Source organism: Nostoc sp. (assembly GCF_036917235.1).
Classification (GTDB): domain Bacteria; phylum Cyanobacteriota; class Cyanobacteriia; order Cyanobacteriales; family Nostocaceae; genus Nostoc.
The window spans coordinates 1-13,120 of sequence record NZ_JBALDU010000016.1 but is presented as its reverse complement, the minus strand read 5'-3'; the positions used below and the strand labels follow the sequence as shown (position 1 = coordinate 13,120).

General features: G+C 39.6%; 8 protein-coding genes. 7 read left to right on the top strand and 1 reads right to left on the bottom strand.

What is annotated here, in order from left to right:
- Positions 1 to 88: 88 nt before the first annotated feature.
- Entirely contained in the window at positions 89 to 418 is a 330-nt protein-coding gene (locus V7K44_RS05315) for a hypothetical protein (protein WP_334929344.1), read from the bottom strand.
- A 151-nt stretch (positions 419 to 569) separates the two neighbouring features.
- On the opposite strand from V7K44_RS05315, the gene V7K44_RS05310 reads away from it, so the two are divergent.
- The 7 genes from V7K44_RS05310 (at position 570) to V7K44_RS05280 (ending at position 12,922) form a co-directional block, all read left to right on the top strand.
- On the top strand, positions 570 to 1,355 hold the full coding sequence (locus tag V7K44_RS05310) for a hypothetical protein (RefSeq protein WP_334929341.1): 786 nt from the start codon (positions 570 to 572) through the stop codon (positions 1,353 to 1,355).
- Between the two features lie 5 nt (positions 1,356 to 1,360).
- Entirely contained in the window at positions 1,361 to 2,311 is a 951-nt protein-coding gene (locus V7K44_RS05305) for a DUF1822 family protein (RefSeq protein WP_334929339.1), read from the top strand.
- 20 nt (positions 2,312 to 2,331) lie between these two features.
- The gene (locus V7K44_RS05300; RefSeq protein ID WP_334929337.1) at positions 2,332 to 4,680 is read left to right on the top strand and encodes a CHASE2 domain-containing protein; all 2,349 of its coding nucleotides are present in this window, start codon (positions 2,332 to 2,334) and stop codon (positions 4,678 to 4,680) included.
- 13 nt (positions 4,681 to 4,693) lie between these two features.
- Entirely contained in the window at positions 4,694 to 5,503 is an 810-nt protein-coding gene (locus V7K44_RS05295) for a DUF928 domain-containing protein (protein WP_334929335.1), read from the top strand.
- A gap of 59 nt (positions 5,504 to 5,562) precedes the next feature.
- Positions 5,563 to 8,265, top strand: coding sequence for a two-partner secretion domain-containing protein (locus V7K44_RS05290; protein ID WP_334929333.1), 2,703 nt, complete (start codon positions 5,563 to 5,565; stop codon positions 8,263 to 8,265).
- A 34-nt stretch (positions 8,266 to 8,299) separates the two neighbouring features.
- Positions 8,300 to 10,036, top strand: a complete 1,737-nt coding sequence (locus V7K44_RS05285; RefSeq protein WP_334929331.1) for a ShlB/FhaC/HecB family hemolysin secretion/activation protein — start codon at positions 8,300 to 8,302, stop codon at positions 10,034 to 10,036.
- A 228-nt stretch (positions 10,037 to 10,264) separates the two neighbouring features.
- Positions 10,265 to 12,922, top strand: a complete 2,658-nt coding sequence (locus V7K44_RS05280; RefSeq protein ID WP_334929329.1) for a CHAT domain-containing protein — start codon at positions 10,265 to 10,267, stop codon at positions 12,920 to 12,922.
- Positions 12,923 to 13,120 lie beyond the last annotated feature (198 nt).

Below are 13,120 nucleotides of genomic sequence, written 5' to 3'. Positions count from 1 at the left end.
TATGGGCGTTCTTTGACCATGTTGGTGTAAATTCCTGATTTACGCTCTTTCATTTCTCTAGCAAAAGAAAAAGAATTGTGCCTCAAATTTATCCATGTAGCGATCGCAAGCGCTTTTTATAGTTTTTATCAATTACGTCAATTTGTGTTTGATTGAGTCGAGGCAAATCTTGAATGAATTGAGGCTTAGTCCTGACATTAGCTTCGTTAAAATTGGGTACGCGGGGCGCTTGAGCATCTGGGAAGAGGTTCTTATGGCGTGGTGCTGACGTATATGGCGCGTGAATCTTGAAGGGAGCCAGATAAACGAAAAACGGTTTGCCGTCTTTGGCAGAACGTTGGATGAAATCAATGGCAAAGCCAGTATAAACGTCTGTACCGTAGTCTTCCGGCTTGTTACCGTACTCGTCATGCAGCAAGTTGGAAAATATGAGTTATTACCGTTGTCATAATTTCTGCATTACTCATATATCTGCACTTACTATTTCAAAGTTTTCATAATTTTTTGATGACTGACTGATATATAAGTAAGGGTAAATAAAGCGATACTGATAACTGTGCTGCTGTCTCGTGTCTACTGTACTTTTTTTGGTCAAAGCTTTTATGGACGATCGGGATGAACGCCTGCGCCAATTGATTGCAACAGTGTGCCAAAACCCAGATGGCAGCCGAGAATGGCGAAAAGCTATGAGTCGGCTTCTGATTTTTATTCAGGGACTACCAGAATTTAGAAAATACTCAAGCTTGGACTGTCCTGATTATTTTTTAGATGCCCTGAACCAAACTTTGGAGTGGTTCAGCCAAAATGTTAGAAACTTTCGACCACGTACATCCTCAGTTGGAGATGATTTAATAAGATGGATCAAAAGCTACCTTTATTGGCGCATCAAAGATTTAAGTTCACCATCTCCCCCTTCGAGAAAAAAATCTCATTTGTCCTTAGATGAAAGCATTTTAGATCCGGATGGAGAAATAACAACTTGGTTGGAACGAGTGTCAGAACAAGGACAAGTATCAGGAACACCATCTAATCCATATATTTTGAGCGGACTAGAAATTTATCTTGAAAATTTACAGCAGCAGTCACAACAACTTCTAGTAGGCAACTTGGCACTTTACATTGAGCAAGATCCAGACCAGCAACTACGAAATTGTTATCCTCGTAAACATCCCGAATGCAACTGTCAAGTACTAAGCCAAAGGTTGCTGTTCATCTTTAAAAACCCACCAGATACACTTGCTGATATTGCTCGCGAGAGCCAAATCAATTACCAGACTCTGGTATCTCATTGGAAATTAAAAGCAATACCGCTCCTACAAGATGTTGCAATTAAACTTGGATATCAATCTAATTAACAATCATGAGTAGCACAGAAACGCTTTGTTTAAAAATTCCACTTGGACAACAAGCCCATGCCATCGCCCGCAAGTTTGCTCTTGAACAAACTACACCTCAAAAAGGTAAACAAATCTATTTGAATACACTAGCAGTTTATGCTGTTTACAGTTACTTAAAATGGTTACACATTGATACAGCTTTAGACAAAGGTGATAGTTGGCATCCTCTAAAACGAGCTTTATTTGATGTTGCTGATTTAGTTATTCCTAACATTGGTAAGTTAGAGTGTCGTCCAGTTAAACCTGGAGAATCAGCAATTTACTTACCCCCCGAAGTAATGAAAAATAGGATTGGTTATGTGGCTGTCCAATTTAGCGAACGCCTAAATGAAGTGCAGTTGTTGGGATTTGTGAGAACAACTACTATTTCAGAGCAAATATCACTAGCAAGCCTTAAACCCCTTAATTTACTTTTTGACTGTATTCCTAATACTGTCGCTCACCCTGCACTTAGAGCAAGCCAGACACAGGTGAACTTAAGTCAATGGTTCGAGAACCTATTTGAAAACAGTTGGATGAGTTTAGAAGAAATTTTTGGCAATATAAATGAGAAAAAATTTGCTCTCAGAAATGTTTCATCGTTAGGTAAAGATAGCGTAGCGAGAGCAAAAATCATAGATTTAGGACTACAACTGGGAAATCAATCACTAGTGCTGCTTGTAGCGCTCGCACTATTCTCTCAACAGAAAGTAGAAATACTAGTACAAATACATCCTTTATCTGAAAAACTCTATTTGCCATATAACCTGAGAATTAATTTATTCTCAGACACAGGAAAAATTATTCAAGAAGTTGTATCACGAAGTAATGATAACTTTATTCAATTAAAACGGTTTCGAGGGGATTTTGGAGAAAGCTTTCATATCCAAGTGTCTCATGGTAATTTCACAATCAAGGAAACTTTTGTCATCTGACACTTTTTTGTATGAGTGTAATGAGTAAGTTAGTTGTCTTAAATTTAGGTAAGGGCGACCTCCATAAAGGTTTTCCTGATGTCACGGTTCAACTTGGGTTGACAAATGACCCACGTGCTATGGAATTTCGCGGGAGTTTACCAGCAGCACCAGAAATTTTTCAACTTTATCGAAATTGGCAAATACTATACTCAGCTCTCTACCGTTACTATGGTTGGTCTGTACGTCTCGAAATCGAAGATACTGACATAACAAATTTTTCGGAATTAGAATTTAACGATTTATGTCAGCAATTATCATCTAGAATCAATATTTGGCTCAATTGTGAGCAGTTTCGCAAAATCGACCAAAAATTACGCACGCAATTAAATCCAAATGAAGAAATTTGCTTTACAATTGCAACTTCTGATAACTTATTACGAAGACTTCCTTGGCATTTGTGGAGCTTTTTTGAAGATTATCCAAATGCTGAAGTTGCACTTAGTCTCTTAGAATCACGAAGACCAAATAAAATATATACTCAGGAAAAAAAAGTCAAAATTTTAGCGATTTTTGGCAATCATCAAGGAATTGATATTAGTCAAGATAAGTATTTGTTAGAGAGTTTAGCAAACCAAGCTCAAATAAATTTCTTAATTGAGCCACAACGAAAAGAGTTAATTAACGAACTTTGGGGCAAAGGTTGGAATATTCTATTTTTTGCTGGACATAGTTCTAGTCAAGAAAAAGGAGTTCTACAAATTAATCAAACTACAACAATTACTCTAGATAAATTAAAATATGGACTCAAAAAAGCAATTGAGAACGGATTGCACTTGGCAATTTTCAATTCTTGCGATGGCTTAGGTTTAGCAGAAGCGTTAGAGGATTTACACATTCCCCAAGTGATTGTCATGCGCGAACCAGTCCCGGACTTGGTAGCACAAGAATTTTTAAAACATTTTTTAACAGAATTTTCTAGCGGACAATCACTATACTCTGCACTGCGTGAGGCGCGAAAAAGGCTGGAAGGAATAGAAGATAAATATCCTTGTGCAACTTGGTTGCCTGTAATTTGCCAAAATCCCTTGTCAGCGCCAATGATTTGGCAGGTGCAGCGAAAGATGATCGCGACTAAGAGTGTTTTAGTAATATTGCTGGCAAGTTTGTTGATAACAAGTTTAATCATGGGAGTGCGGTATGGGGGTTATCTGCAAACATCGGAACTAAAGGCTTTTGACCATTTTATGCAGTTGCGATCGCATCTTGTCACCGAAAAACCTGACGAGCGGATTTTAATTATCACAATCGATGAAGCAGATATTCAGTACCAACTCAATAAAGGAATGCAAATGCGATGGTCATTATCCGATCAAGCCCTTGCTGAACTATTAGAAAAATTAAATAAATATCAACCACGAACTATCGGTTTAGATATTTATCGTGATGGAATTGTAGATGCCAAATATTCAAAGTTAGCTACTCGTTTTCAAAAGGATAGTCGTCTATTTTTTGTGTGCAAAGTTGCTACTACTGATGATGATGGTGATAGTGATGGTATTCCGCCACCTTTAATAGTTTCAAAGGAACGCTTAAGTTTTAGTGATTTTGTTGCAGATGATGAAGATATTACTCGTCGCCAGCTTTTACAGTTGACTCCTCCCCCAACATCTCTATGTACTACAGAATATGCTTTTAATCTCCAACTAGCACTTCATTATTTAGATAAAGCAGGTAAAACTTCAAGTATTACAAAATCAGGTTATTTACAAATTGGTGATATTGTGTTTGAGCAATTAAATGAACACACTAGCGGTTATCAAAAAGTAGATGCATCTGGTTATCAAATATTGTTGAATTATCGTTCTCTTGACTCTGTGGAAAAAATTGCCGAGCAAGTTAGTTTGAGAGATATATTAGATGAAAAAATCCCATTAGAATCAGTTCAATTACTCAAAGACCGCATTGTGATGATTGGTCTTTCTGCCCCCACTAATACAAATGATTATTGGAAAACACCTTTCAGTACTAATGCAAAACCGAAGCAAAAGCAAACACCAGGGGTATTTGTACAGGCGCAAATGCTAAGTCAAATTCTCAGCGCAGTTTTAGATAGCAGACCTTTATTGTGGTGGTGGTCTGGATGGGTAGAGGCACTTTGGATATGGGGATGGTCATTATTAGGAGGTATTACAGCATGGTATTATTCAAAACCGCTGCACCTGGGACTAGCGGTGATAGTCACACTTTTAACAGTATTTGGGTTATGTTTTGGTATTTTTGCACTAGCTGGATGGGTGCCATTTATTCCCTCAGTATTAGCGTTGCTAGCTACTCAAGTAATGGTAATCTCATGGTTTAGACATTTGCATCTTCATAAGAAAAAATAATTAAATTGCGATCGTGATTAAAAAAAAATTACTTGACCAACCAATTCAACGCGCTTGCGTAATTTATTTGGTATTTATTGGTTTGATGAGTTACTCGCAATCAGTGCAGGCACAACAGACAAATTCGATTCCAAACACTGTTAAAAATTCGCCCTCCCAATCCTCTCAGCAACCGAAATTGCCTAAAAATGGCGCACCCACAGGTCGGCGCAGAGCAGGGGCTGGGCGTACTGATTGTCCTAGCAATCTCACACGTCTTACTGCTTTAGTACCTGGTGATGGAGGGGAATCAGTCTTGGCATCAACAGTTGCAGAAAATCCAACTTTTTGGTTTTATGTTCCCCAACTACCACAAACCACACGTTCTGGAGAATTTGTGTTACAAGTGCTAGATGGAAAAGATGTACAGAATGTCTATCGAACACCTCTGACTCTATCTGGAAAACCGGGGATCGTTAGCATTACTTTGCCAGCACAACCGCAATATTTTTTAAAAGTAGATAAAAAATATCATTGGTACTTTCATATTTATTGCGGTGATGTAGAAAAAACATCTGACAATTTTTATGTAGATGGGTTTGTGCAAAGGCAAGTTATGACAGAGGCTCTTGATAGTCAGTTGAAGTCAGCAAAACCAAAAGAGTACATTGTCTATAGTGCTAATAATATTTGGTACGATGCCCTAACTAATTTAGGTCAACAACGTCGCACCAATCCGCAGAATGCAACTCTTAATCAAGATTGGGTGGACTTATTAAATGCAGTTGGCTTGCAAGATATTGCTAAAGAGCCAATTGTACAGGATTATAACTTGGAAAAATAAGACTAGTCACATGATGCAGTACTGATTTACGTAATTGCGAATTGTTTAATGGGGGTGCTATGTCAGGGATAACTCAAGATTGGCGGTGTTGGTGTAGTAGTTTGATGATGGGAAGCGTGTTAATTTATTGTTTGCAAGATCAGGTCTCTGCTCAAATTACTTCAGATAACACCTTACCTAAGAACTCCAGCGTTGCCAGGGATGGAAACACGTTTAATATCACTGGAGGAACCCAAGCAGGAAGTAATTTGTTTCACAGTTTCTCTGAGTTTTCCGTTGCGAATGGTAGCACTGCTTCTTTTAATAATGTTGTAGACATTCAAAATATCATTACTAGAGTCACAGGTGGCTCATTCTCTAATATTGATGGCTTAATCCGAGCTAACGGCACAGCTAACCTATTTTTGCTCAATCCCAATGGCATTATCTTTGGAGCGAATGCACGATTAGATATTGGTGGTTCATTTTTAGCAAGTACAGCGAGTAGCCTGAAATTTGCTGATAGTTTTGAATTTAGTACCACTTCTCCAAAAACAACACCACTACTAACTGTAAGTGTTCCTATTGGCTTGCAATATGGGAAGAATCCGTCAAGCATCCTCAATCAATCCAGGGTCTACGATAGAACTAATGGGTACTTTGGTTTACAGGTAAAGCCAGGTAAAACCTTAGCACTAATAGGGGGCAATGTGAGTTTGGATGGTGGGGGACTGACTGCTAAAGGTGGTCGAGTCGAGCTTGGAGGTGTGACAAGTTCGGGAAGGGTAGATTTAAGTGTTAATGGTAACGATCTGCGTTTAAATTTCCCTAATGAGGTAGAACGAGCAGATGTGTTTCTTACAAATGCTGGCATTAATGCTAATTCACTTAATCAATTCATTCTTTATAGTGACCATTTTATATCTGTTCCTGTAATTCCCGCAGGAAGTATTGTCATCAATGCTAGAAATATAGATGTTTTGGAACAAAGTTATTTGGTTACTTCATCTACTGGTAATAGATCAGCACAGGCAGGAGAAATCGTGCTTAACAGTACTGGGACAATCTCTGTAACTGGTACAGCAGAAAGGTATGCCATTTTTCAAGCTGATGGAACTCGTGGTGTCATAAAAATTAAAGGTAAGTCAATTTTGACTGATTATTCTGTGTTGTCTACCGTCGATTTTGGAGGGAATGCAGGAACTATATCTTTACAAGCTGATGAGTCACTTTCTCTTACAAACAGCTCTGTCCTTAGTAACATTGGATATGGTCAGATGGCAGGTGAAATTAATTTGAAGGGCAAGTCGATTTCTATCATTGGTCTCTCTCAAATCAATGCTTTTGGAACCTACGGAATTTCAGGAAATATCAATATTAATGCCTCTGATTCTGTCATCATTTCTAACAGCCGATTCAATACATTTGCTGTAGACAAAGGGAGAGGAGGTAATATCAATATCAAGGCTGGCTCTCTTTTGTTGACTAACGGAACACAATTGAATGCTGGTACTTCCGGTAACGCACCTGCTGGTAATATCATAATCAATGCAGATTCTGTTACCATTTCTGGAGTTAACTCGTTTGGAAATAGTAGCGGATTATTTACTACTACAGAGGGAGTGTCAACGTTTGATGGATCAAGTGGTAAGGGGGGTGATATCAGAATTAATGCTGGTACGCTACGTGTGTTAGACGGAGCAGTTATAAGTACAAAAACTACGAGTGATAATAATGGTGGAAACATCGTTATTAACACTACTAACCTTGAGATTAATAATGGTGGACAATTCCTTAGCACTGCCAATAGCACTGGACAAGCAGGTAATATTACTATAAACGCCACTGGCGATGTAGTCATCTCTGGCAGCGATCCAACATACGCTGAACGATCTACCCGAACCTATGAGATTTTCCCAGGCAGTAGTATATTCAAGCCTATTATTATTGATAACGATGGTCCTAACAGTGGTTTATTTGCTCGTGTTCAAGGAGACAAAGCAGCTAATGCAGGCAACATAGAAGTAACTGCTCGCAACCTCCGTCTTGATAACCAGGGAACCATAACAACTGAAACCACATTGGGTGATGGTGGGGATATTACCCTAAATGTCAAAGACATTCTACTGCTTCGCAACAACAGCAGCATAACTGCTACCGCAGGCACAGCACAAGCTGGGGGTAATGGTGGCAATATCAAAATCACTGCCCCTAATGGCTTCATCCTTGCTGTGCCTAGCGAAGATAGTGACATCACTGCCAATGCTTATACAGGCAGTGGTGGCAGAGTGGATATTCAAGCCACTGGCATTTATGGTATCGAGTTCCGTGAAAGTCCAACTGTGTTGAGTGACATCACTGCTAGTTCAGATTTTGGTACACAAGGCACTGTAGAACTCAACACCCCAGATGTTGACCCCAACAGTGGTTTAGTGCAATTGCCAACAATACCAGTTGACACTCAGGTGGCTCAAGGTTGCTACAGTCCAGATTATGCTCAAAACCGATTTGTGATTGCCGGACGCGGCGGTTTACCACCCAATCCCAAAGACATTCTCACTCCTGATGCGCCTCAAATCGATTGGGTGTCTGTTAAACCCACTAACAACAATCGTTCCATACCACCTGTTACTAGTAAACCAACTACCTCCACTCCCAAACGCATTGTTGAAGCCACAGGTGCGACGCTAAACGCCAAAGGACAAATAGTTCTGAGTGCTAGTTCATCTAACGCTACTCCTCACACTTTCACACAGAACCCTATTCAATGTCATGATCGCTAAAGTTATTCATACTTTTGCAGCGTCCTGCTTATTTATGTTGTTCAACAGCCTAACAACTACACCCAGCAGGGCGCAGACAGTCAATCGCATACAACTACCCCAAAATAATTCTCCCTCGCTTCCCCAACTTCCGCCACCGCAGGATGTCCAACCACCCTCACCCAAAACACCAACACCACCAACACTACCGCAACTTCCACCTCCATCTGAATTACTTCAACCCGAACAACCACAACCATTACCAGATGAACCACTCCTGGAGAGATCGCAAATCTTCACTGTTAAACAATTTGAAGTCATTGGCAGTACAGTATTCAGTCGAAAAAAGTTGACTGAAGTACTTGCTCCCTTTACAAACAAGCCGATAACATTTGCACAATTGTTAGAAGCTCGTTCCAAAATTACCGAACTTTATATTCAAGAGGGATACGTTACGTCTGGGGCTTATATTCCTGAACAAACTTTTGCTAACAACGGTGTTGTCCAAATCCAGGTAATAGAAGGAAAATTAGAAGATATCCAAATAACTGGGACTAAGCGACTCAACCCAAATTATATCCGCAGCCGTATAGCTTTGGGCGCATCCACTCCTTTGAATCAAAAACGCCTATTAGAGTCACTACAATTATTGCAACTCAATCCTTTAATTGAAAACCTCTCTGCTGAATTGTCTGCTGGCTCACGTACTGGTGCTAATTTACTGGCTATTAAAATAACAGAGGCTGATTCATCCAATATACAAGCAGTCCTGGATAATGGTCGTTCACCTAGTATTGGTAGTTTCCGACGCCAACTGCAAGCAAACGAAGCTAACTTACTTGGATTCGGAGATAGTATATCGTTAACATATAGCAATACCGACGGCAGTAACACTATAGATACCAGCTACAGCTTACCTCTCAATCCCCGCAATGGTAGTCTTACTTTCAGTTATGGTACTACATCAGCCGATGTCATTGAACGTCCCTTCAATAGATTAAATATTGAATCAGCTTCCCAATATTACGAACTCACATTCCGCCAGCCTTTAGTGCAAACTCCTAACCAAGAATTCGCTCTTGGGATAACCGCTTTTCGCAGAGAGAGTGATATTTCCTCCTCTTTACTAGAAGAGAATGAGGTTCCTCTTTCTGAACTTTCACCAGGGGCTGATAAAGAAGGACGCACCAGAGTATCTGCGTTGCGTTTTTTTCAGGAATGGACGAGTCGCAATAGCCAAGAAGTCATTGCCGCTCGCTCTGAATTTAGTCTGGGAATTGGTGCATTCAATGCCACAATTAATGATACTGAACCTGACAGCCGCTTTTTCGCTTGGCGAGGACAAGCGCAATGGGTACGCCTCTTAGCTCCCGATACTCTACTATTAATCCGTGGTAATGTGCAATTAGCTTCTACAGAGCTTTTAGCTTCAGAACAATTTGGTTTGGGTGGTATAAATAGTGTACGAGGATATCGTCAAGATTTACTGTTGACAGATAATGGCGCTCTTGCTTCTGTTGAGTTCCGGCTACCAATTGCCCGTGTACCACAATGGAATGGAGTTCTGCAAGTTACGACCTTTGGTGATGTTGGCACAGCTTGGAATAATTCTTCCAGTAGAGATGAAAATAATACTAACACTCTAGTTTCTGTTGGTTTGGGTTTACGTTGGTTACAGGGTAATAACTTTACTGCTGGTGTTGAGTGGGGTATCCCTTTAGTTTCTGTTGATACTCAAACTCAAAGCAATACATGGCAAGAAAAGGGTTTATATTTTTTTTGTACAATATAATCCGTTTTAATTTTACACAAAATTGCAGAGCAACAGAGAGTTATATCTGGTTTGTATTCTCACTAATTAGAAGGATTAAATATAGCAGGAGGCAGGAGCTGATCGCGCAGCGTGTCGTAGACAAGGTAGGAGGTAAAACTATTACTATTCCTAGTTTTCACGCTTTCAAATTGTCTTAAACTATGTGACTACGGCTATACTATTTAAGAAAGTAAGTTTAAAAATTATATGAAATTTTTTCAGCATTTTTTTCTAGCATTATTGACTGTATTACTCTGTGCATTTTTACCATATTTTTTTGATTCATTTAATTATTTAACAGCAGCATTTGCAAAATCTAAAGTTGGATTTGATTCTGTTTTAGCAACCACGCCTGCTGTCAACCCAACCCAGACTTCTAGCCTAGTAGAGCAAAGTCAAGCATTTTATGAAGCGGGACAGTTTGTAGAAGGGGTACAACTTCTCAAAAAAGCAGTAGCTGAATTCAAAGCTACTAATGATGTATTGGATGAAGCTATAGCTTTAAGCAATCTTTCTTTAGCCTATCAGCAATTAGGACAATGGCAAGAGGCAACTGAAGCTATTACACAAAGTATTAAACTATTACAAACTCTCAAAGATGTAAATTCTTCACAAATCTTAGCCCAAGCTTTAGATGTTCGAGGTGGACTGGAATTAGCACAGGGACAAACTGAAGCAGCCCTGAATACTTGGCAATCAGCAGCTAAAATTTATCAACGCTTAGATGATACATCTGCACTGATTAGCGATCGCATTAATCAAGCCCAAGCAATGCAAGCTTTGGGAAATTATCTCCAAGCAGATAAAACCTTAACCTCAGTCCGAGAAATTCTCCAAAAACAACCAGACTCTCCTATAAAAGCAACAGGGTTGTATAACTTAGGGAATGTCCGGCGAAGTTTGGGTTATTTAGACGATTCGCACAAAATTCTCAAAGAAAGTTATTCTGTGGCTATACGAGTAGAAGATGCGATCGCTCAAAGTAATGCTTTACTTAGTTTAGGTAATACAGCCCGCGCTCAAATCTACGCTCAACTTAGTTTGGGTAACTCAAGCAGCGCCAAAGATTACACGCAAACAGCAATTCAATACTATCAACAGGCAGCGCAGATTGCATCTGCAAAACCTACTGTACGTCTTTTGGCTCAACTAAATTTATTAAGACTACTGGTAGAGCAAAAGGAATTTAGCACAGCAAAGGCATTATTATCTCAAATTCAGTCTCAGATAGACAGTTTGCCTCCAAGTCGGACGGCTGTTAATTACCGAATTAACTTTGCCCAAAGTCTGAGCAAAATGACACAAAACTCAGTTGGGCCAAAAGATGTTGCTAAGATGTTAGCGCAAGCCGTCCAAGTAGCTAAGAGCTTAAAAGATGAACGAACTGAGTCTTATGCCCTTGGTACTCTTGGTGGTTTGTATGAACAAAGCGGACAGCTAGCCGATGCTAAAAGCCTTACACAACAAGCCTTGGTGAAAGCCGAATCTATTGATGCTCAAGACATTGCCTATCAATGGCATTGGCAGATAGGACGGATACTACAAAAGCAATCCAATATCCCAGCAGCAACAGCTGCTTATAATCGAGCTTATAATGCCCTCAAATCCCTTCGTAATGATTTAGTTGCGATTAATCCTGACGTACAATTTTCTTTCCGCGAAAGCGTAGAACCCGTATATCGACAGTACGTTGATTTACTGCTGCAACTTCCGGAAAATACTCTTCAAAAGCCAGATAATCTCGTTCAAGCTCGTCAGGTAATTGAATCTCTCCAGTTAGCAGAACTAGATAACTTCTTTCGTTCGCCCTGTTTGTTACCAAGAGTTGACCTTGATAAATTAGTTGAAAACCAAAAATCTACGGTTGTTATCTATCCAATTATTTTAGATAATCGACTGGAAATTATTACTAGGTTGCCAGGGCAAGATGCAATCTATCGTAAAACAACTAAAGTCCCTAAAGATGTATTAGAAAACGTTGTAGAACAACTACAGATAGATTTACCCATTGCTAGCCGGGAGCCTGATGTTAAGCAGCATTCGCAACAATTATATGACTGGTTAATTAAACCTATAGAATCAGATTTAGCAAATACAGGTATCACATCCCTAGTGTTTGTGCTGGATGGTTCTTTGCGAAATATTCCAATGGCGATTCTTTATGATAAAAAACAGCAGAAATATCTGATAGAAAAGTATGCTGTTTCTTTAATGCCTGGACTGCAACTCCTCGAGCCTAAGCCTTTACAAAACGTGCGGCTAAACGCTTTAATTGCTGGGGTTGAGCAAGAACGCTTGATTGAAGGTAAATCTTTTCCCGAACTCTCAAATGTCACACAGGAATTAAAACTAGTCCAATCTGAAGTGAAATCAACTAAAGAACTCTTAAATCAACAGTTCACTAAAGCTAATCTGCAAAAGCAAATTCAATCTACTTCCTTTTCAGTAGTGCATCTAGCTACTCATGGGCAATTTAGTTCAGACATTGAACAGACCTATATTCTTACCTGGGATAGCCTATTGAGAGTTAGAGACTTAGATAATTTACTTCGAGCTAGGGGCGAAAGCCGACGAGAAACAATTGAATTACTCGTCCTTAGTGCCTGTAGAACTGCCACAGGCGATAAACGAGCTGCTTTGGGATTAGCTGGAGTTGCAGTACGGGCGGGCGCACGCAGTACCCTAGCAACTTTGTGGACAGTAGATGATGAATCTACTAGCGAATTTATGGGTGAATTATACCGACAATTGGATGCTGGAGTAACTAAAGCACAAGCTCTGCAACGCGCCCAACTTGCGATTTTAGCTAAAGAAAATCGTCCATATTTTTGGGCACCTTATGTTCTTATAGGCAATTGGTTGTAATTGTAAGCCGTTATGTCAATGACGGACTTTGATAAAATTTTGTAAGAACTACAAAAATCTCTAATGCCAGAAGTTTTATATCTTGATGTCTTAATCCTCGTTTTAAGAGCTGATTCGTAAACAAAAGCTTAAGATGCCATTCGCTTGACCATCAGACGAATCAATGAGCCATAAATCATTGCTTCACTTAACTCGGTA

Excerpts from the sequence above, each read along its gene's own strand:
- V7K44_RS05305 (WP_334929339.1), top strand. The coding sequence starts at position 1,361 with ATGAGTAGCACAGAAACGCTTTGTTTAAAAATTCCACTTGGACAACAA.
- V7K44_RS05285 (WP_334929331.1), top strand. The coding sequence starts at position 8,300 with ATGTTGTTCAACAGCCTAACAACTACACCCAGCAGGGCGCAGACAGTC.
- V7K44_RS05300 (WP_334929337.1), top strand. The coding sequence starts at position 2,332 with ATGAGTAAGTTAGTTGTCTTAAATTTAGGTAAGGGCGACCTCCATAAA.
- V7K44_RS05280 (WP_334929329.1), top strand. The coding sequence starts at position 10,265 with ATGAAATTTTTTCAGCATTTTTTTCTAGCATTATTGACTGTATTACTC.
- V7K44_RS05290 (WP_334929333.1), top strand. The coding sequence starts at position 5,563 with ATGTCAGGGATAACTCAAGATTGGCGGTGTTGGTGTAGTAGTTTGATG.